The 19,070-nt window shown below is 64.1% G+C and carries 19 protein-coding genes and 1 pseudogene; 7 read left to right on the top strand and 13 right to left on the bottom strand.

The window, feature by feature from the left end:
- Nucleotides 1-63: 63 nt before the first annotated feature.
- Nucleotides 64-789 (top strand): hypothetical protein, encoded by a 726-nt coding sequence (locus tag F7R11_RS07465; RefSeq protein WP_064802349.1) that lies wholly within the window; start codon nt 64-66, stop codon nt 787-789.
- A 40-nt stretch (nt 790-829) separates the two neighbouring features.
- On the opposite strand, the gene pcp is transcribed toward F7R11_RS07465, so the two are convergent.
- The 10 genes and pseudogenes from pcp to F7R11_RS07415 all read right to left on the bottom strand — a co-directional run bounded on the left by pcp (nt 830) and on the right by F7R11_RS07415 (nt 9,612).
- Complete coding sequence (pcp, locus tag F7R11_RS07460; protein WP_064802347.1) at nt 830-1,477, bottom strand: pyroglutamyl-peptidase I; 648 nt, start codon at nt 1,475-1,477, stop codon at nt 830-832.
- A gap of 78 nt (nt 1,478-1,555) precedes the next feature.
- Nucleotides 1,556-2,581 (bottom strand): TRAP transporter substrate-binding protein, encoded by a 1,026-nt coding sequence (locus F7R11_RS07455; protein ID WP_064802345.1) that lies wholly within the window; start codon nt 2,579-2,581, stop codon nt 1,556-1,558.
- A 151-nt stretch (nt 2,582-2,732) separates the two neighbouring features.
- Nucleotides 2,733-2,849 (bottom strand): annotated as a pseudogene (locus tag F7R11_RS07450) (5-oxoproline transporter, DUF979 family subunit); the annotation flags it as partial.
- A gap of 23 nt (nt 2,850-2,872) precedes the next feature.
- Complete coding sequence (locus F7R11_RS07445) at nt 2,873-3,895, bottom strand: DUF2891 domain-containing protein (RefSeq protein WP_064802343.1); 1,023 nt, start codon at nt 3,893-3,895, stop codon at nt 2,873-2,875.
- Nucleotides 3,896-3,904: 9 nt separating this feature from the next.
- Complete coding sequence (locus tag F7R11_RS07440) at nt 3,905-4,891, bottom strand: DUF979 domain-containing protein (RefSeq protein WP_064802341.1); 987 nt, start codon at nt 4,889-4,891, stop codon at nt 3,905-3,907.
- Nucleotides 4,888-5,619 (bottom strand): DUF969 domain-containing protein, encoded by a 732-nt coding sequence (locus F7R11_RS07435; RefSeq protein WP_064802340.1) that lies wholly within the window; start codon nt 5,617-5,619, stop codon nt 4,888-4,890. The genes F7R11_RS07440 and F7R11_RS07435 overlap by 4 nt, the downstream gene beginning before the upstream one ends.
- Nucleotides 5,620-5,676: 57 nt before the next feature.
- Nucleotides 5,677-6,420 (bottom strand): 5-oxoprolinase subunit PxpA, encoded by a 744-nt coding sequence (gene pxpA, locus F7R11_RS07430; RefSeq protein ID WP_064802339.1) that lies wholly within the window; start codon nt 6,418-6,420, stop codon nt 5,677-5,679.
- 18 nt (nt 6,421-6,438) lie between these two features.
- Nucleotides 6,439-7,467, bottom strand: a complete 1,029-nt coding sequence (locus F7R11_RS07425; RefSeq protein WP_064802338.1) for a 5-oxoprolinase subunit C family protein — start codon at nt 7,465-7,467, stop codon at nt 6,439-6,441.
- Between the two features lie 29 nt (nt 7,468-7,496).
- Nucleotides 7,497-8,144, bottom strand: coding sequence for a 5-oxoprolinase subunit PxpB (gene pxpB / locus F7R11_RS07420; RefSeq protein ID WP_021195071.1), 648 nt, complete (start codon nt 8,142-8,144; stop codon nt 7,497-7,499).
- A 253-nt stretch (nt 8,145-8,397) separates the two neighbouring features.
- The gene (locus F7R11_RS07415) at nt 8,398-9,612 is read right to left on the bottom strand and encodes a multidrug effflux MFS transporter (RefSeq protein WP_064802336.1); all 1,215 of its coding nucleotides are present in this window, start codon (nt 9,610-9,612) and stop codon (nt 8,398-8,400) included.
- Nucleotides 9,613-10,121: 509 nt separating this feature from the next.
- Here F7R11_RS07415 and F7R11_RS07410 point away from each other — a divergent pair.
- From F7R11_RS07410 to F7R11_RS07385, 6 genes are all read left to right on the top strand, one after another.
- On the top strand, nt 10,122-11,636 hold the full coding sequence (locus F7R11_RS07410; RefSeq protein ID WP_064802334.1) for an ABC transporter ATP-binding protein: 1,515 nt from the start codon (nt 10,122-10,124) through the stop codon (nt 11,634-11,636).
- Nucleotides 11,629-12,738: an ABC transporter permease gene (locus F7R11_RS07405; RefSeq protein ID WP_064802333.1), complete on the top strand. Its 1,110-nt coding sequence runs from the start codon at nt 11,629-11,631 to the stop codon at nt 12,736-12,738. Before F7R11_RS07410 ends, F7R11_RS07405 begins: the two co-directional genes overlap by 8 nt.
- A gap of 24 nt (nt 12,739-12,762) precedes the next feature.
- A complete protein-coding gene (locus F7R11_RS07400) occupies nt 12,763-13,683 on the top strand; it encodes an ABC transporter permease (RefSeq protein ID WP_021195074.1) in 921 nt (306 codons plus the stop codon).
- Between the two features lie 66 nt (nt 13,684-13,749).
- Nucleotides 13,750-14,910: a BMP family ABC transporter substrate-binding protein gene (locus F7R11_RS07395; protein ID WP_064802331.1), complete on the top strand. Its 1,161-nt coding sequence runs from the start codon at nt 13,750-13,752 to the stop codon at nt 14,908-14,910.
- A gap of 213 nt (nt 14,911-15,123) precedes the next feature.
- Nucleotides 15,124-16,311, top strand: a complete 1,188-nt coding sequence (locus F7R11_RS07390) for a hypothetical protein (RefSeq protein ID WP_064802329.1) — start codon at nt 15,124-15,126, stop codon at nt 16,309-16,311.
- Nucleotides 16,312-16,517: 206 nt separating this feature from the next.
- The gene (locus F7R11_RS07385) at nt 16,518-16,826 is read left to right on the top strand and encodes a YkvA family protein (RefSeq protein ID WP_021195077.1); all 309 of its coding nucleotides are present in this window, start codon (nt 16,518-16,520) and stop codon (nt 16,824-16,826) included.
- A gap of 9 nt (nt 16,827-16,835) precedes the next feature.
- On the opposite strand, the gene F7R11_RS07380 is transcribed toward F7R11_RS07385, so the two are convergent.
- From F7R11_RS07380 to F7R11_RS07370, 3 genes are read right to left on the bottom strand one after another with little or no spacing between them, the layout of a single operon-like run.
- Nucleotides 16,836-17,810, bottom strand: a complete 975-nt coding sequence (locus tag F7R11_RS07380; protein WP_064802327.1) for a quinone oxidoreductase family protein — start codon at nt 17,808-17,810, stop codon at nt 16,836-16,838.
- Nucleotides 17,807-18,247 carry a methylglyoxal synthase gene (locus tag F7R11_RS07375; RefSeq protein ID WP_064802326.1) on the bottom strand — a complete coding sequence of 147 codons (441 nt, stop codon included), beginning with the start codon at nt 18,245-18,247 and terminating at the stop codon, nt 17,807-17,809. The genes F7R11_RS07380 and F7R11_RS07375 overlap by 4 nt, the downstream gene beginning before the upstream one ends.
- A gap of 10 nt (nt 18,248-18,257) precedes the next feature.
- A complete protein-coding gene (locus F7R11_RS07370; protein WP_064802325.1) occupies nt 18,258-19,049 on the bottom strand; it encodes an SDR family oxidoreductase in 792 nt (263 codons plus the stop codon).
- Between the last annotated feature and the right edge of the window lie 21 nt (nt 19,050-19,070).

The raw sequence follows: 19,070 nt of genomic DNA, 5'->3' as shown, positions 1-19,070 counted from the left end.
TAGCATGTCGACTGTTACCGCACACGGCCAATGCGCCCTCTGCGGCCATCAGCGGAGACGGACGTGGACTCTCTCAACTTCACCATTGACGGCGACCTGGGCCTACCGGGCTTCGTGCGCGTGCCACCACCGTTTGGCACGCCGCGTCACGCCGTAAGGGCGATCCACGCCACCCTGGCGCGCGCAGAAGACGACGCACGGCTGGCTGCGGCCGCAACCGCGCATCAGGTGTCGCGAGCGCAATGGCACCGGCGCTTGACGGTCTTGGCGATCGGGGTGGCATGCACGGTGGCTGCAGCGTTGATCGGCTCGCACACCGGCAAGCGCCAGCGACCGATTCCCCACATTGACCCGACGCAGTACGCGGCAATCGCGCAGGCGCCCGTGCCCAGTGTGCCGCAAGACGCATTTGCCGCAGACACCGCACCGAGCGTCGCTGCCAATACGGCCGCCGACAAGGTTGAAACCGCGCCGGCCAAGACTGAGGCCGTACCGAGCGTCGAAGCGCCACCCGATATCAATATCGCAGCCAAGCCGAAGGCGGAAGCGGCGCCCGAGCCCTCGAAGTTGGCAGACCCGGCCACCAAGCCACGCACGCTTGCGCGCGCGACCGGACGCGCAGCAGCGCCTGCTGCTCCCGCTCGATCGGTGGCCAAAACCTACGATGCGCCGGAGGTAATCGAGCGCTACCACGCATTGGATGACACAGCGCCTGTCACCTCGGGCTATGTTGCGCCAGGAACTTCAGTACGCATCGAGCTGCAGCGCCACACGCGCCTGACCGACTGATCCGGCACGCGCTCCACCACCCCAAACGGGCGGCAGCTGACTAGTGCAGTTGGCCGCCCGTTTCGCGTACGTCGTGCAGCGTGCGCAGCGTCGTCTCGATGGCAATGCGCAAGCCGGCGACGATGGTGTCGTGCGCCATGCTCGGCTGCCCCGGATGCTTGGCAGACTGCGACGGCAGATACGGGATGTGGATGAAGCCGCCACGCGTGGGCAGCTTGTGACGGGCGATGGCGTGCATCAGCCCATAGAAGACGTGGTTGCAGACAAACGTCCCCGCCGTCTGCGAGACCGCCGCGGGAACCCCGCCCGCACGCAATTCGCGCACGATCGTCTTGATCGGCAGCGTCGAAAAATACGCTGCAGGTCCATCACTTGCGATGGCGATGTCGATGGGCTGCTTGCCCGCGTTGTCGGCAATGCGCGCATCGTCCACATTGATGGCGATGCGCTCGATCGCCATCTCGGCGCGACCGCCAGCTTGCCCCACGGCGATCACCACATCCGGGTGCAACGTCTGCAGCAGCTTGCCGAGCACCTTGTTGGATTCACCGAAGATGGTCGGCAACTGGCGCGCGATGATCTCGGCGCCGGCGATCCCCTGGCCGTCGAGCGTGCGCACGGCTTCCCATGATGGATTGATGGGTTCGTTCTCGAACGGATCAAAACCGGTGACGAGGACGGTAGGCATGACGTTCTCCTGCTTGCAACGTAAGACAAAAACGATGATAAACGTCCGTCGAACATCATGCCCAAGTGCGCGTTGGCCTTACTTGGCCTTGCTGCGCTTGTTCTCGAAGTTCAACAGGATGTCGACTTCTTCCGTGCCCGCCGTGTGCAGCCATTCGCGCGTCAGGCGCTCGCCCAGGCGGCGCATGTCACCTTGCAGGTTCACGTCGGGGTTGAGCACGCGCACGCCGCTTTTTGCGAGCTCGGCTTCATCGTGCTCGTAGGTCTGGCGGCTCGAATCCCAACCGCGTGCCTCATAGTCCTTGGCCAGTTTCAGCACGGTCTGCTGGGTGGCGGGCGGCAGCTTGGCAAAGCGCGCTTCGTTGACGAACACAGCGTTCTTCGGGATCCAGGCGTTGACCTTGTAGTAGTAGGTCAGGCGCTGTCCAGCCTTGGTTTCGAGGCCGGTCGACGGCGAAGTGATCATCGTGTCGATACGCCCGGCGGCGATAGCTGCGCTCAGGTCAGCCGCCTCCACCTGCACCGCCTGCGCGCCATACAGCTCGGCAATGCGCTTTTGCGCGGCGTTGTACGTGCGCAAACGATGTCCTTTCAGGTCGGACAAACGGGCGATCGGTGTTTCGGAGTACAGGTTCTGCGGCGGCCAGGGCACGGCGTAGAGCAGGCGCAGCCCATTGGCTTTCATCAGCGCTTCAATGCGGCTGCGTGAAGCGTCCCACAGCAGGCGTGCGTCGTTGTAGCCCGAAACCACGAAGGGAATCGAATCCACACCGAACAGCGGATCGCGCTGGGCCAGCGTCGAGAGCATCACTTCGCCCGCCTCGGCCTTGCCGTCTTTGACGCCGTCAAAAATCGCGGCTGCCTTGAGCAGCGTGCCGTTCGGCGACACCTCGAACTTGAGGTCACCATTGGTGGCCGTACTCACGGCGCTGGCGAAAGCCTGCAGGTTTTGCGTATGAAAATTGACGGCCGGGTACGGCGTGGCCACGCGGAACGTTTCGGCATGCGCTTGTGCGGCCGAAATCAGCGACAGGGCGCTGGTTGCAAGAACACAAAAAAAGCGGCGTCCCGACATGGAACGGCCGCTCGTCATCTGGCTGCTCATGAATCCCCCCGGAGAAGAGCGCGATGCGAGGTCGAGGACCGCACACCCCGGTACCCCCTTGGGCGGCGATCACGATTGGTGGCGCACGCCGGCAATCGACTCGCCGACGTGACGCGCACCGCACGCGATGCATTAAACACGATTCGTGCGGCATCAGGAAGTACAGGAGCGTGATATTGGCTGCAAGCAACAGTAGCGCCGCGGGGACTTGCGCTTTGATCACAGCGTTCTTATCAGACGTTTCCAGCAGCGCGGCAGGCACGATGGAGACGGTCAACGGGGCTCGCTATGTCAATGAACCGGCTCCAATGCCAGCATGGCGAAGGTTGCCAGCCAGTGCTCACCAGCATATTCCCCGCTGATCACATGCGGCAGCCCCGCCTCGATATGGAGCGTCGCAGCTGTATCCAGCACGGCCTTGGCTGGCGCGCTTTCCGGAAGGCGCGCAGCAATCCGCTTCATGCACCAGGCTCGGCTCAGGTTCAAGCCGTTCAGGTGGGCGATCTTGGGGTCGCTATGGTCGCTGACATGCGCAGGTGCCAGGAGGCGGTCGATATGGCCTGGCACTGGCAGGTACTGGGCAAACCAGCCGGCAAACTCGCCGGCCGGCAGCACGTCCGACATCAACAAGGCTTCGGTCAACGCGGCTGACAAGAACTCGTCGCCGCCCGGCTCGTAGTGCGCCGGATAGTTGGTGTCTTCCCCGTAATAGCGGCGCGAGGCGGACACCACCAGTTCCCCCAACTCCGCATCGCGGCGATGCCGCGCGAAATCCAGGATCAGCTTCAACGCGAAGGCGCTGTTGTAATGCGTGCCGACCCGGATCGGATAACTCAGCTTGGTGAAGTAGCTGAGGATGCGGCTGCGGATTTCTGCCGTTAGCGGCTCCATGGCTTTCAGCCAATCTTTGGCCCTGGGATGCTGCCAGACGTCCAACTCCTGCGCCAACGCCATGACCCAGGCGAAGCCGTATGGGCGCTCAAACGATGTGCGCCCCGGCGCCTGGAAATACGCGCACTCCTTCTGCATGTTCTCGACAGTGAAGTGCTCGTCAAACAGCTTCGTAATGGCATCCTGCTGTGGCAGAGACGGATACAGCCGCGCACAGCGCGCCAGCAGCCAATAGCCATGCACCGCCGAATGCCAGTCGTAGCAGCCGTAGAACACCGGATGCATGTCGCGCGGCGAAAGCACATCCTCCACCCCGTTCAGCAGATGCATGATGTGGTTCGGATACTCGTGATATAGCGAGCGCAGCGGCAGCGCTGCCAGATCCGAAGCCTGCTTGACGGTGAGTTCGACGGTGAATGGCATGGCGTCTCTCTAGCGGAAAGCCAGGAAATACATGAGCAGGATATTGGCGCTCAGCAACACCAGCGCGGTCGGGATCTGCGTCTTGATGACGAGATACTTGTCCTTCAACTCCAACAGCGCGGCCGGCACGATGTTGTAGTTGGCGCCCATGGGGGTCATCAATGTCCCGCAGTAGCCGGCCAACATGCCGATGGTCACCAGCGGCGCGGGATCGGCGTGCTGGCCAACCACCAGCAGCGGCAGCGCAATACCCGCCGTCAGCACCGGGAATGCCGCAAACGCATTGCCCATGATCATGGTGAACAGCGCCATGCCCACGCAGTAGATCACCACCAGCAGGAAGCGGTTATTCGGATCGGCAAACAGGCTCACGATGTCCTGCACCGATTTGCCCGTCTGGGCCGCCACAAACACGCCACCCAGCATCGCCAGCATCTGCGGCAACACCGCCGCCCAGCCGATCGAGTCCAGCAGACGCCGCGACTCTCGCACCGCATGCAGCGGCGACCCACCGGTCAGCCCCCAGCCGACCAAGATGGCACACACACAGCTCACGCAGAGCGCGGTCAAGGTCAGTTGCTTCTGATCCAGGATGTACATGCCACCCACGGAGACACCCTTGAGTAACAGCGTACAGAGCACCGTGATGAGTGGGATCAGCAGCGCCGGCACAAACAGCCGATTACGCAGCTTGTTCGCGGAGGCATGGAGTTGTTCTGCAGTGCGCTGTCTGTAGGTGCCGATTGACAGCAAGCCAGCACCGGCAATCAACGAGATCGCCACAACGATCACCCCGACAATGCGATACGCCATCGGCTTGCCGAGCGTTGAAACCATCAAGTCACTGAACAGAAATACAAAGCCGAACAGGAACCAGAACAATGCCGTCGTCAGGCGTTTTGGGTTGCCCTTATCTCGCAGTGTCATGCCAACCAGCAGCATCACGATAAAGCCGATCAGATAGAAAACGGTGTTAATGGTCAGCAGTGTGCTCATGCTGTCACCTCATTGGTCTTGGAGGGATTGGCTTGCTTCCAGGCATCGACATCGCGCTGGATGCTGGCATCCAGCCGTACCAGGCGGAACATGTGGATAAGAAACGCGGCAATGGCGGTGGGGATCGCCCACAGACCGAGGTGCAGGGGCTCCACGCCAGCAATGCCGTTTTCCTTGAGGAAGGCGTCCATCAGCAGCACTGCGCCAAAGGCGATAAAGATATCTTCACTGAAGAAGATGGCGACGTTGTCGCAGGCCGCACAGTGCGCGCGCAGTTTGTCGCGGATCGGCTGCGGCAGATCGCCGTGGCGTGCGGCTGCAGCGCCTTCCACCATGGGCGCCAGCAATGGCCGTACGGTTTGTGCATGGCCGCCGATATAGGTCAGGCCGAGTGCACCCAGCGCTTGGCGCACCACGAAATACAGCATCAGGATGCGGGCGGAGGTGGCGCTCGCCATGCTGGAGATCCAGTCCTGCGCGCGCTCCTTCAGACCGAAACTTTCCAGCAGGCCGATGATCGGCAGAATCAGCACGTAGACCGCCAGCGACCGGCTGTTGATGAACTTCTCGCCGAAGGTTTCCAACAGCGTGCCAAGGTCCATGCCGACGGACAGCCCCGTCGCCAGGCCGGCCACGGTCACCACCAGCAGTGGATTGAATCGCAGGACGAACCCTACGATGATGATGGCCACCCCGATCAGTGGCCACAGATTGACTGCCGTACTCATGTGGTGCTCCCCCCAAATGATGAAAAAGCCCCGTTGGAAGGACGGGGCCGTCGTGGCTCAGGCGCCGGCGCCGACAGTGATCCCTTCACTGCCCAGCCGTTCCCGAATGCGTCGCGCGAACGCCAGCGCATGTGCGCCGTCGCCGTGCAAACAAACAGTTTGCGCGTGGATCGGAACCCACGTGCCATCAATCGCCTTCACGCGCTGCTCGCGCACCATGGTCAGCGTCTGGTCGAGTGCGGCGGCTTCGTCGTCGATCAGCGCGCCGGGCGTGCCACGTTTGACGAGCGAGCCGTCGGCGTTGTAACCGCGATCGGCAAACACCTCTTCCTTGGCCTGCAAGCCAAGCTCGCGCGCGGCCTTGACCAGTTCACCGCCGGCCAGCCCGAACACCACCAGCGACGGATCGAAATCACGCACCGCGCGCACGATGGCCGCAGCCAACGGGCGATCGCGCGATGCCTGGTTGTACAGCGCGCCATGCGCCTTCACGTGGGCCAGCTTGCCGCCCTGCGCACGCACGATGGCCGACAGGCCGCCGATCTGGAACAGCACGCCGGCGTAGATCTCCTCTGGCGGCAGGTGCATCTCGGTGCGGCCGAAGTTCTCGCGGTCCGGAAAGCTCGGATGGGCGCCAATCGACACGCCTTCGCGCAGCGCCCAGGCCGTGGTCTGGCGCATCGTATTGACGTCACCAGCGTGCCAGCCACAGGCGATGTTGGCGGAACTCACCAGCGCAAGCAGCGCCTCGTCGTTATCGCAGCCCTCGCCGAGGTCAGCGTTCAGATCAATCGTGGTCATGGTGTCGTGTCCGGTGTCTCAGGCGTTCAGTCGTGTTTTGGCAGTACGCCGCGCGGTCGACAGAATGCCCTGGCGCTGCCAATCCAGCGCGGTTTCGATTTGCTGCAGATAGCGCGTCACCTCGGCGCGCGCGGCTTCGGCTTCTTCCAGCGTCACGCGCTCGAAGCGGATGCGGTGCCCGAGCGGAATCTGTGCCAGGCGCCATTGATCAGCCAGGATCACGGTGCCGATCTTGGGATAGCCGCCGGTCGTTTGCGCATCGGCCATCAGCACAATCGGCTGGCCCGACGGCGGCACCTGGATCACGCCTGGCACCACGCCGTGCGAGAGCAGATCGCCGCTCTGCTGCTTCTTGCGCGCAAGCTCTGGCCCTTGCAGGCGGAAGCCCATGCGGTTGCTGTTGGGGGTCAGCGTCCAGTCCGATTCCCAGAATGCGGCTTGTGCATCAGCGAGAAAGTCATCGTATTCCGGGCCAGGCAGCACGCGCATCACTGGCGTGCCATCTTGCGCGCGGTCAAACGTCCAGCGCGCGGCCTTCACGGCGACGGCGTCCTTGCTGATGTCGGGTGCATGCGATGTATCCGCAGGCAACACGGGCAGCTTGTCGCCGTCTTTAAGCGGGCGCCCTTCATAGCCGCCAAAGCCGGCCTTTAGGTCGGTGCTGCGCGAGCCCATCATCTCCGGCACGTCGATACCGCCGGCCACGCACAGATACGCACGCACGCCGCCCTGCGCCACACGCAAGGTCAACGTCTGGCCGCGCCGCACGGGGATGGCGCGCCAGGCGTGCACCGGCGTGCCATCGAGCGTGGCGCGGCAATCGGCACCGGTGAGCGCGATCAGGCCATTGGCCTGGAAGCGCAGCGTGGCGTTGCCCAGCGTGAACTCGATGCCCGCCGCATCACTACGGTTGCCGACCAGGCGGTTGCCCACGTACAGCGACAGCGGATCGAGCGCACCCGACGTGCACACGCCAAAGCGGCGGTAACCAGTGCGGCCCAGATCCTGCACAGACGCGAGCACACCCGCCCTCACGATCTCGATCATGGGTTGGACGGATTGGGAACGTGAGGAACTCATGCGCGCACCTTCGAGGCAACGAAGCGGATGCGGTCTCCGGGGGCCAACAGCGTGGGGGGATCACGCTGCGGCAGAAAGAGCGCCGCATCCGTGCGGCCGAGCAATTGCCAGCCGCCGGGGGACGCGGCTGGGTAGATGCCCGTCTGCTCGCCGCCAATGCCGACCGAGCCGGCAGGCACGGCCATGCGTGGCTCCGCGCGGCGCGGCGTGGCGAGCGATTTGTCCAGGCCACCCATATAGGCAAAGCCCGGCTGGAAACCGAGAAAGTAGACGATGTATTCGGGAGCGGTGTGGCGACGCACGACTTCGGCCGGGGTCAGGCCGGTGTGCTTGGCGACGTCACGCAGGTCGGGGCCATCGTCACCGCCATAGGCGACTTCGATGTCGACCAGCTTGCCGTCGGCCACCAGTGCCTCGCTGTCTTCCCACGCTTCGCGCAGCAAGGTTTCGAGCACGCGCGCATCTGCCAGCGGGCCAAACACGAGCGTGAGGTTGTTCATGCCGGGGACCACGTCTACCACGCCAGCCCAGTTGGACGCGCGCGAGGCCATGGCCCAGATGCGCTGCTGGCACTTCAAGGTCGCCGGCGGCGGCACTTCGCACAACAGCGCCAGTTCGCCCAGCCGGTGAATCGTGCACTGCAACTTAGCCCCCGGTCTCGAAAGCACGCGCATGACGGCGTGCGGATGAAAACTAAAGCGATACGTTAATAAAACGTTGATAATTTCTATATAAGAAGTAACCCTTAGTCGCGCAGGGTTGGGTCGCGTTTGATCGTGGCGCGACTGCCCTCATCATAGGCGTCGGACACGACCAGCGTGACTGGCATGTTATGCCAAAGTCATATGAAAGGATGAAGACGCCTCTAGAGCAAGAGGCGTAGAGAAATAGCGGGAATCAGGCGCCGGGTTCTTCGCGCGTGGCGCGCAAGCCCAGGATGAGCGCCACGACAGCGCAGACAGCCATCATGCCCAGCAGTGGCAGCGCGCTCTGCCCGATGGCCGCGACCACCGTACCCGTCACCATGCCCAGGCCGAACTGCATGGCGCCCATCAGCGCCGAACCCGTGCCCGCGCGCGCGCCCTGCCCCGCCATCGCCAACGCGCCCGTGTTGGGCGAGATGCAGCCGATCGAGGCGATGTAGCAAAACAACGCCACCAGCACGAGCGGCAGTGGTGTGAACCCGGCCGCTGCAGCCGCCGTCGCCAGCACGCTGGTCACGACCGGAATCCACAGCGCCCGGCGCAACACGCGCGCCGGCGAGTACTTGCGCACCAGCCGCACGTTCAAACGCGAGGCCGCGATCATCCCCGCTGCGTTGCTGCCGAACACCCAAGCGTAGTGCGACGGCGACAGACCATACCCGTCGATCAGCACGAACGACGACACGGTGATGTACGCAAACATGCCCGACAGGAACACGGCACCGCACCACATATAGGCAGCGTAGTGGTGGTCGCGCAGCAGCTCCCAGTAGTCGCGCAGCACGTGGCTGACCGCCAGCTTGCGCGCCTTTTCCGGGGCCAATGTTTCACGCATCAGGTAGTGCACCGCCACCAGCGCCAGCACGCCGAAGGCCGTCAGCAGCGTAAAGATGATCCGCCACGAACCGACCTGCAGCACCGCCCCGCCGATCATCGGCGCGAGGATGGGCGCCACGCCCATCACCAGCATCAGCGTGGAATACGCTTGCGCGGCGCCGGCCGGGTCCATGCGGTCTCGCACTGCCGCGCGCGCGATCACCATGCCCGCGCAGCCGCCAAAGCCCTGCACGCCACGCAGCACGGCCAGCATGGTGGCGTCCTTGGCAAACGCGCAGCCAATGGAAGCCGCCACATACAGCGCCAAACCGATATAGAGCGGCGGTTTGCGGCCAAAGCGGTCACTGGCCGGGCCGTAGATCAGTTGGCCAATCGCCAGGCTGATCAGGAAGACGGTCAGCGTGATGCCCGCCGCCGCCGACGAGGTATTCAAGTCGCGCGCAATGGTCGGCAGGCTCGGCAGATACATGTCGACCGACAGCGGGCCGACGGCGGTGAGCATGCCAAGCAGCAAAAGCCAGCCGGGAATGGGACCAGGCAGGCGGGATCGTGCGGGAGCGGGAGCAGTCATGGGAGGGGAACACAGCGCGGCAGCGGACGTGACATCCCAGCCGGGGCAAACCGCGAACTGTAGCGCAAAGTGACAGATCGCGCCCAGGCACCGGGCAGGTGCATGCCGCGAGCAGCCTCGCTCATCCGCCCCACACAGGGGACATCAGCGCAACCTGCATACCCCAGCATAACAAGCTACCCCTCGCAATTCAGCCAATTCGGCCCGGCACGGGACTTGCACTCCCGCACCCCTCGTGAGAGGCAGGAGTCAACCAGCCCCCATGCGCTATCCGCGCCATCTGGCGCTGCGCCGGAAGATATAATTCACATTTGATGAAAAGCATCACCCATTCATGATGATTGCTGCGATGCGTCGGCGCGAATCTGCGTCAGCATCGCCTGTTGTGAAGTGTCGTCAACGTTCATAAGAGATCGCCTCCGCGACAGCCTTGCGCTCGCGGTGAGCGGCACGGAAACCACGAGCCAACTGTTGTGACACCACTCCCACCGCGCCTGTCGCTGACAGGCATGACCAAACGCTACCCGAGCGTGGTCGCCAACGACGGCGTGAGCCTCACCGTCGCGCCGGGCGAGATCCACGCCGTGCTGGGCGAAAACGGCGCCGGCAAGTCGACGCTGATGAAGATCATCTTCGGCGCGGTGCAGCCCGACGCCGGCGAGATGCTGCTCGACGGCCAGCCCGTCACCATCGCCAACCCGCACCAGGCGCGCGCGCTGGGCATCGCCATGGTGTTCCAGCACTTCTCGCTGTTCGACACGTTGACGGTGGCCGAGAACATTCTGCTCGGCCTGCCCGCAGGCACGGACTTGCGCGACGTGGCCGAACAGGTGCGCACCACCGGCGACAAGTACGGCCTGCCGCTGGAGCCGCATCGCCATGTGCACACGCTGTCCGTGGGCGAGCGCCAGCGCGTGGAAATCGTACGTGCGCTGCTCACCAAGCCGCGTCTGCTGATCCTCGACGAGCCGACCTCGGTGCTGACGCCGCAGGCCGTCGAGAAGCTCTTCGTGACGCTGCGCCAGCTCGCAGCCGAGGGCACCAGCATCCTCTACATCAGCCACAAGCTCGACGAGATCCAGGCCCTGTGCCACACCGCCACGGTGATGCGCATGGGCAAGGTCACGGGCGTATGCGACCCGCGGCAGGAAACGGCGGCATCGCTGTCACGCATGATGATCGGCGGCGAGCCCCCGCGCGAATTGCGTCCGCAGACCACGCCCGGCGAGGTCCGCATGGAGGTCGCCGGCCTGTCCCTGCCCAAAGCACATGCCTTTGCGACGGAACTGCGCGACATCGCCCTGCAATTGCGCAGCGGCGAAATCGTCGGCATCGCGGGCGTGTCGGGCAACGGGCAGCAGGAATTGCTGGCCGCGCTGTCCGGCGAAGACACGCGCGCTGCCGCGCAGACCATCAGCATCGGCAACGAGCCGGTCGCCAAGCTGGACCCACGTGCGCGTCGCAAGCGCGGGCTGTCGTTCGTGCCGGAAGAACGCCTGGGGCGCGGCGCGGTGCCATCGCTGTCGCTAGCGGCCAATACGCTGCTGACACATCAGCGTGCACCGCAGGTACGCGGCGGGCTGATCGACAAAAAGGCTGCTGCCAAGCTGGCCACCAGCATCATCAGCCGCTTCGGCGTGAAAGCCGGCGGCCCGGACGCACTGGCCAAGAGCCTGTCGGGCGGCAACCTCCAGAAATTCATCGTCGGCCGCGAAATCGAATGCGCGCCGCGCGTGCTCATCGTCGCGCAACCCACCTGGGGCGTCGACGTGGGCGCGGCGGCACAGATCCACAACGAAATCCTCGCGCTCAAGGCCGGGGGCTGCGCCATCCTGATCGTGTCGGAAGAACTCGACGAACTCTTTGCGCTGTGCGATCGCCTGCACGTGATCGCCAACGGGCGCCTCTCGCCCTCCACCCCCACGCACGCCACCGACCGCGAACAGATCGGCCTTTGGATGAGCGGCATGTGGGATAAGGCCCCGGCTTCGGCGGCAGCAACCTCAGAGGTGGCCCATGGCTGATGTCATGCATGGCAGCCGCCTGGCGCTGCCCATCTCCCTGGAGCTGCGCGCAATTCCGTCGCGCACCATGGCCTATGCCTCGCCGCTGATCGCGCTCGTCCTGACGATGGTGTTTGGCCTGCTGCTGTTTGCGCTGCTGGGCAAGGACCCAGTGGCCGGCCTGCGCGTGTTCCTGATCGAGCCACTGGCCAACAAGCGTGCGATTGGCGAGGTGCTGCTCAAAACCGTGCCGCTGGTGTTGTGCGCACTGGGGTTGTCGGTGTGCTATCGCGCCAACGTGTGGAACATCGGTGCAGAGGGGCAGCTCATCGTTGGCGGCATCTTTGCGGCGGCCACGATCATCGCTTTCGATACGCCGACGCCATCCATCCCGGGCGCCTTCGCGCTGGTGCTCGCCGTCATTGCAGGCCTGGTCGGCGGCGCGTTGTGGGCAGCAATCACGGCGCTGTTGCGCGATCGCTTTCATGCCAACGAGATTCTCGTCTCGCTGATGCTCACGTACATCGCGCAGTTGTTATTGCTGTACATGGTCAACGGGCCGCTCAAGGACCCGAACGGCATGAACTTCCCGCAGTCGATCGTGTTCGACAGCGCGTTCGTGCTGCCCACGCTGGTGGCCGGCACGCGCCTGCACATCGGCTTCCTGTTCATGCTGGTGATGACCGCGGCGATGACGCTGTTCGTGTTCCGCAGCTTTGCGGGTTATCGCCTGCAGGTGGGCGGGCTGGCACCGCAGGCAGCGCGCTACGCGGGCTTCTCGTCGCGTAAAGCGCTGTGGACCGCGCTGCTGATCTCGGGTGGGCTGGCAGGCATTGCGGGTGCATTCGAGGTGACGGGGCCGATCGGGCAACTGCTGCCGTCCATCTCCCCCGGCTATGGCTTTGCCGCCATCGTGGTGGCCTTTGTCGGCCGCCTGAATCCGGTGGGTACCGTGCTGGGCGCGGTCGTGATGTCGCTGTTCTATATCGGTGGCGAACTCGCGCAATCGCGCCTGGGCTTGCCGTCGGCCATTACCGGGGTGTTCCAGGGCATGCTGCTGTTCTTCCTGCTGGCCTGCGACACACTCATCGAATACCGCCTGCGCTGGCGCGCGCACCACTGATCGGGCCGAGAGAGAAAAAGAAACATGGAAAGTCTTGCTCCCCTGATCGCCGCGTCGATCAACGCCGGCACCCCGCTGCTGCTGGCCGCCCTCGGGCTCTTGATGAACGAACGCTCCGGCGTGCTCAACCTGGGCGCCGAGGGCATGATGCTGGTCGCTGCCGTAGCCGGCTTCATGGTGGGCTACCAGACGCAGATTCCGCTGCTGGGTTTTGCCGCGGGCGCGATTGCCGGCATGGTGATGGCCGTGCTGTTTGCCTGGCTCGCGCTGGTGCTCGTCACGAATCAGGTCGCCACGGGCCTTGCCTTGTCGATCTTCGGTACCGGGCTGTCGGCCTTCATGGGCCAGCGCTTTGTCGGTATGTCGCTGCCAGCGCAGGCGCATGGCATCCCAGGGCTGGAGTCGATCCCGTTCGTGGGCCCCGCCCTGTTCGCACACCACTGGATGGTCTACTTCAGCTTTCTGCTGTGCGGCGCGATTGCGTGGTTCCTGTTCAAGACGCGCGCCGGCCTCACGCTGCGTGCGATTGGTGAGTCGCCGGAATCCGCCCATGCGCTGGGCTATCCGGTGCGCACCATCCGCTTTGGCGCGCTGCTGTTCGGTGGCGCGTGCTGCGGGCTGGCAGGCGCATATCTGTCGCTGGTCTATACGCCGATGTGGGTCGAGAACATGGTCGCCGGCCGTGGCTGGATCGCCCTGGCGCTGACCACCTTTGCCACCTGGCGCCCACTGCGCATCCTGTTCGGTGCGCTGCTATTCGGCGGCGTGACGATCCTGCAGTTCTACCTGCAGGGGATGGGCGTGTCGGTGCCGTCGCAGATTCTGTCGATGGCGCCGTTTGCTGCGACCATCGTCGTGCTGGCCATCATCTCGCGCAACCCGGACTGGATTCGCCTGAACATGCCCGCGTCCCTGGGTAAGCCGTTCCGACCAGGTTCTGCCTAAGCTTTCTGCATCTCGCTTTTTTTTTTGCTTCAACACAGTCAACGAGCCACACAACAGGAGAAATCGATGAACGTTACCCGCAGGATCACGCTGGCCGCCCTGGCCGCCGGCGCTGCCCTGACCCTCTGGGGTTGCGGCAAGTCCAATGACAACGCAGGCGGCAACGCTGCTGCGCCAGCCGCATCCTCGGCCCCCGCTGCTACCGCACCGGCACCGGCCAACGAGCCGTTGAAGGTTGCGTTCGTCTACGTTGGCCCCGTGGGCGACGCAGGCTGGACGTACGCGCACGACGCCGCCCGCAAGGAAGTCGAAGCCAAGTTCGGTGACAAGGTGAAAACCAGCTTCGTGGAAAACGTGCCCGAGAGCGCTGCTGATGCAGAACGCGTCTTCCGCGATCTGGCGACGCAAGGCAACAAGGTCATCTTCGGCACCAGCTTCGGCTTCATGGAATCGATGCTCAAGGTCGCCAAGGAATTCCCGGACGTGAAGTTCGAGCACGCCACGGGCTTCAAGACCGCCGACAACCTTGGCCAGTACGACGTGCGCACGTATGAAGGCGCTTACCTGGCGGGCGTGGTGGCCGGCAAGCTGAGCAAGTCGGGCAAGCTGGGCGTGGTGGGTTCGGTGCCCATCCCCGAAGTGATCCGCAATATCGACTCGTTCACGCTGGGCGCGCGCAGCGTCAACCCGAAGGCCACCACCCGCGTGGTATGGGTCAACAAGTGGTTCGATCCGGGCAAGGAGCGTGAAGCGGCCACCACCCTCATCGGCCAAGGCGTCGACGTGCTGATGCAGAACACCGACTCCGCTGCCGTGGTGCAGACCGCGCAGGAGAAAGGCGTGTATGCACTGGGCTGGGACAGCGACATGACCAAGTTTGGCGAGAAGGCCCACCTGGCCGCCTCGATCAACAAGTGGGGCGTGTACTACAACAAGGTCGTTGAAGACGTGCTCAACAACCAGTGGAAGCCGGAAACCGTGTGGTGGGGCCTGAAGGAAGGCGCGATCGACCTGGGCGCATATAACGCCGTAGTACCGGAAGACGTGAAGACGCTGGTCGAGACCCGCAAGAAGGGCATCATCGACGGCTCGGCCCCGATCTGGAAGGGCCCGCTCAAGGACAACACCGGCAAGGAAGTCCTGCCCGCCGACAAGGTCGCCGACGACGGCTTCCTGCACGGCATCAAGTTCTACGTGGAAGGCGTGGAAGGCAAGATCCCGGGCTAAGTCCAGTCCGTTGCAGCAAGAAGCCGGCACTTCGCAAGAGGGCCGGCTTTTTTCATGGCCGCGCCTCTTGCTCCCGTCGCTTGCCTGCACATGTGTGATTTCGTGAAAATGCGGAGCACCACATTCCACACACCCGTCAAAGTTCCCCCGATGATCACGAAAACCACGTTGCGCCTAGTCTCCGCGCTCCTGCTCTGCTGTTGCCTCAGTGGCATGGTGGTGCCTGCCTACGCACGCAGCAACGATGGCGGCTTGCTGGTGGAAAGCCTCGACGGCCCCGTCACCGAGAACGAAATTCAGTCGTTTGTCGCCGTCGCGCAAACCCTGCAGCCCGCAGCCACCGGCAATGGCAGCGAATGGGCCCAGGGCCACAGCGGTGAAAACCTGAAAGCCCTCGCCCTCGTCTACGAAATTGCGCCACACAAGGAGATCCTGGACACGATGGTGTCCTTCTGCGACACGCTGCTCTCCCAGCGCAATGACCTGCTGCCAGCCCCAGCCGGCCAGCGCATTGTGTGGACCGGCCGCATCGATCCGGTCTGGCCAAACCGCCCAGATGCCGCCCCAATCGAAACCGGCGGCGAGCAAGGCGACCCGGTGGGTCATCTCGCGAACTGTGCCAAACAGATTCTCCGGACCCCGGCGCTGCACCACCAGTCGGTCAGCAACGGTGATCCATTTCACTTCGGGGCAACCTATCTGCAACGTGCCAAGACCTACATCGCGCAGGCCGACAAGACCGTGGACGAGCACATCCTGCGCTCGCTGCTGGACCTGTCTGCCAACCAGCACATGAGCTTTGCCGCCAATTCACCCTACCAAACCGGCAAACCGGTGCCGTGGAATCAGCAGATGATGTTCAGCTACGCCTTCGCTAACCTGGCCGAAGCACATCAGCTGCTCAAAGACGACCCGGCACGCGTGAAGCGCTATGACCAGATCGTGCGAGCCAACGTGGACTGGTTTTTCAACAGCGGCTTGACCAGCTACACCGACAAGGAAGGTCGCCTCGCCTACGACTGGGCCTACGCGATGCCGAACCGCGCCGGCGAGGACAGCAATCACGGCAGCCTCGACGTGGCCGGGCTCTACCGGCTGTACCAAAGCGGCCGCTATGGCATCAGCGCGGCGCAGATGGCGCCCATCGCCAACAGCGTCTTCGACGTGATGCGCCTGGGCGACCACCACTATGCCGGTCGCCTGAACGGCAGCACCGGCACCGGTCACGGCAGCGATACCAACTACCTGCGCAGCGGCTACCTCTTCGCCGCCCTGTTCCGTGACGATGCCTACGCAACGATGATGAACGACAGCGGCATCCAGGCAGGCAGCCGCACCAACCGCATCGATGCGTACTCCCGCTTTCTCTGGGTGAAGCACCAGCGCGCGGTGAGCAAGTGATGCACGACACTGGTGACATGGCTGCGAGCTAACCGCTTCGGTTTCAAGCACTTCAGTAAAAAGCCCGCCCTCTTACGAGGTGCCGGCTTTTTTCATGGGCGATGGGTGTTCAAATCTTGAAAACCAGGCTGTTTCCCCAAGCTGATACGATGGTCCGCCGGTTACCACGCCTCATGTGACGCTGGCTTTTCATCAAGGAGCCCACGATGTTCGGACGACTCTTCCGCCTGTGGAGCGTAGTGCGCAATGACGTGCGCCTGCTGTGGTTTGCGCTGCGCCATCCGGGCGCGCCGTGGTGGCTGGCGCCGGCTGCGTTGCTGCTGGTGGGCTATGTGGTCTCGCCGATCGATCTGATTCCGGATTTCATTCCGGTGATCGGCTGGGTGGACGACATCGTGCTGGTGCCGCTCGCATTACATTTTCTGCTGCGTGCGTTGCCCGAACGCGTGCGTGAGGACGCACGCTTTGCCGCCGCCCGGCGCCGAGTGTCGCCAACCGGGCCGAGCGGGCGGTAACTTCCCCGCTTACGGCAAGAGGATCGTCGAGCCGGTCGTCTTGCGCGCTTCCAGATCGCGGTGCGCCTGCGCCGCGTCCAGCAGTTCGTAGCGCTGGTGAATTTCGATCTTCACCTTGCCGCTGCTCACCACATCGAACAAATCCGCTGCCATCGGCTCCAGCAAGTCGCGTCGCGCCGTGTACGTCATCAGCGTCGGGCGCGTGAGCTTGAGCGAGCCCTTCGCGCTCAACACGCTGATGTCGAAGGGCGGCACCGGGCCCGAGGCGTTGCCATAGCTGACCATCCAGCCGCGCGGTGCCAGGCAATCCAGCGACCCGGCAAACGTGTCTTTGCCGATCCCGTCGTAGACCGCCGGCACGCCCTTGCCGCCGGTAATCTCGCGCACGCGCTCGGTGAAGTTCTCGCGCGTGTAGACGATGGTGTGGTCGCAGCCGTGCGCGCGGGCGAGTTCTGCCTTGGCATCGCTGCCGACGGTACCGATGACCGTGGCGCCGAGCGCCTTGAGCCACTGGCAGGCGATCAGGCCAACACCGCCGGCCGCTGCGTGAAACAGCACGGTATCGCCCGGCTGCACACGGTAGCTGTCTCGGATGAGGTATTGCGCGGTCATGCCCTGCAGCATCATCGCCGCGCCGGTTTCAAAGTCGATAGTGTCCGGCAGGCGCACCAGAATATCGGCCGGCATGGTGCGCATGGCGGCGTAAGCCCCAGTCGGGCGGCCTGCATAGGCCACACGATCGCCCAGTTTGACGTGCGTCACGCCCTGCCCCACCGCCTCCACCACACCCGAGGCTTCCATGCCGATGCCACCCGGCAGCGGCTGCGGATACAGCCCTGTGCGGAAGTACACGTCGATGTAGTTCAGGCCAATGGCGTGCTGCTTGATGGTGGCCTCGCCGGGGCCGGGTGCAGGCACGTCAACGTCGACGTACTGCATCACTTCCGGGCCGCCGGTTTCAAAAATGCGGATGGCTTTCGTCATGCGTGGATCTCCTTCGGGTCAAGCTGCACCTGTTGCAAGGCGGACATCACCAGATCGGCGGTCGCCAGGTTGGTGGCGCAGGGAATGTTATGCACGTCGCAGGCGCGGACCAGCGCGTTGATGTCGGGCTCGTGCGGCTGCGGCGTCATCGGGTCGCGCAGAAAAATCACCGCGTCAACACGGCCTTCCGCCAGCTGTGCGCCAATCTGCAGGTCACCGCCCCATGGGCCGGACAACATGCGCTGCACGGTCAGGCCGACTTCCGCCTCCAGCCGGCCGCCGGTGGTGCCAGTCGCCAGCAGATCGCATTGCGCGAGGTAGGCCTGATGCGTCTGCGCGAAGGCGATCATGTCGTCCTTCTTGTGGTCGTGCGCGATCAGTGCGATGCGGCGCTTTCGCGATGCGGGGGCTGCGCCTTCGGGCGTGATGGTGGTCATAGGACTGGACTTAGAAAGTGCCTGGGAAGGCGCCGCCATCCAGCAGGATGTTCTGCGCATTCAGGTAACCCGCGTGCTGGCTGCAGAGGAAAGCGCATACGGCGCCGAATTCGGCCGGCTGGCCGAAGCGCCGCGCCGGATTGCCCTGGCGCTTGCGGTCAAAATTGTCTTCTGCGCTGATGCCGGCAGCCTTGGCGCCAGCCTCCAGCGTCTTGGTCAGACGGTCTGTCTCGAACTGGCCAGGCAGCAAGTTGTTAACCGTCACGCCGTGCTTGGCTACTTCGCGCGCGAGGCCGGCCACAAAGCCGGTCAGGCCCGAGCGTGCGCCGTTGGACAACCCGAGCACATCAATCGGCGCCTTCACCGCACCGCTGGTGATGTTGATGATGCGGCCCCAGCGGCGCTCGATCATCTGGTCGACAGTCGCCTTGATTAGGTCGATGGGTGTGAGCATGTTGGCGTTGAGGGCGGCATTCCACGCATCGCGATCCCAATCGCGGAAGTTGCCCGGCGGCGGACCACCTGCGTTGTTGACGAGGATGTCAGGCGAGCCGCCCAGGCGTTCGCAGGCCAGCAGTGCTTCAGCCCGGCCTTCCGGGGTGGTGATATCCGTGGCGACCGCTTCAACGCGGACACCATGTGCGCCGCGGATACGCTCGGCTGCAGCCAGCAATGCTTCTGCGCCACGGGCAACGATCACCACATCCACACCCTCGGCCGCCAGCGCATCGGCGCAGGCGAAGCCCAATCCCTTGCTCGCGCCGCACACCAGTGCGCGCTTGCCTTTCAGCCCTAAGTCCATCCTGTCCAGCTCCTTGAGAGT

It is taken from the genome of Ralstonia insidiosa (assembly GCF_008801405.1).
In the GTDB taxonomy this organism is placed as follows: Bacteria; Pseudomonadota; Gammaproteobacteria; order Burkholderiales; family Burkholderiaceae; genus Ralstonia; species Ralstonia insidiosa.
This window is presented reverse-complemented; position numbering and strand designations above follow the sequence as displayed.

Coding starts and splice junctions, on each gene's coding strand:
- F7R11_RS07405 (WP_064802333.1), top strand. CDS start 11,629: ATGGCTGATGTCATGCATGGCAGCCGCCTGGCGCTGCCCATCTCCCTG.
- F7R11_RS07380 (WP_064802327.1), bottom strand. CDS start 17,810: ATGACGAAAGCCATCCGCATTTTTGAAACCGGCGGCCCGGAAGTGATG.
- F7R11_RS07395 (WP_064802331.1), top strand. CDS start 13,750: ATGAACGTTACCCGCAGGATCACGCTGGCCGCCCTGGCCGCCGGCGCT.
- F7R11_RS07440 (WP_064802341.1), bottom strand. CDS start 4,891: ATGAGCACACTGCTGACCATTAACACCGTTTTCTATCTGATCGGCTTT.
- F7R11_RS07435 (WP_064802340.1), bottom strand. CDS start 5,619: ATGAGTACGGCAGTCAATCTGTGGCCACTGATCGGGGTGGCCATCATC.
- F7R11_RS07400 (WP_021195074.1), top strand. CDS start 12,763: ATGGAAAGTCTTGCTCCCCTGATCGCCGCGTCGATCAACGCCGGCACC.
- F7R11_RS07445 (WP_064802343.1), bottom strand. CDS start 3,895: ATGCCATTCACCGTCGAACTCACCGTCAAGCAGGCTTCGGATCTGGCA.
- F7R11_RS07370 (WP_064802325.1), bottom strand. CDS start 19,049: ATGGACTTAGGGCTGAAAGGCAAGCGCGCACTGGTGTGCGGCGCGAGC.
- F7R11_RS07425 (WP_064802338.1), bottom strand. CDS start 7,467: ATGATCGAGATCGTGAGGGCGGGTGTGCTCGCGTCTGTGCAGGATCTG.
- F7R11_RS07385 (WP_021195077.1), top strand. CDS start 16,518: ATGTTCGGACGACTCTTCCGCCTGTGGAGCGTAGTGCGCAATGACGTG.
- pcp (WP_064802347.1), bottom strand. CDS start 1,477: ATGCCTACCGTCCTCGTCACCGGTTTTGATCCGTTCGAGAACGAACCC.
- pxpA (WP_064802339.1), bottom strand. CDS start 6,420: ATGACCACGATTGATCTGAACGCTGACCTCGGCGAGGGCTGCGATAAC.
- F7R11_RS07390 (WP_064802329.1), top strand. CDS start 15,124: ATGGTGGTGCCTGCCTACGCACGCAGCAACGATGGCGGCTTGCTGGTG.
- F7R11_RS07415 (WP_064802336.1), bottom strand. CDS start 9,612: ATGACTGCTCCCGCTCCCGCACGATCCCGCCTGCCTGGTCCCATTCCC.
- F7R11_RS07375 (WP_064802326.1), bottom strand. CDS start 18,247: ATGACCACCATCACGCCCGAAGGCGCAGCCCCCGCATCGCGAAAGCGC.
- F7R11_RS07455 (WP_064802345.1), bottom strand. CDS start 2,581: ATGAGCAGCCAGATGACGAGCGGCCGTTCCATGTCGGGACGCCGCTTT.
- F7R11_RS07410 (WP_064802334.1), top strand. CDS start 10,122: ATGACCAAACGCTACCCGAGCGTGGTCGCCAACGACGGCGTGAGCCTC.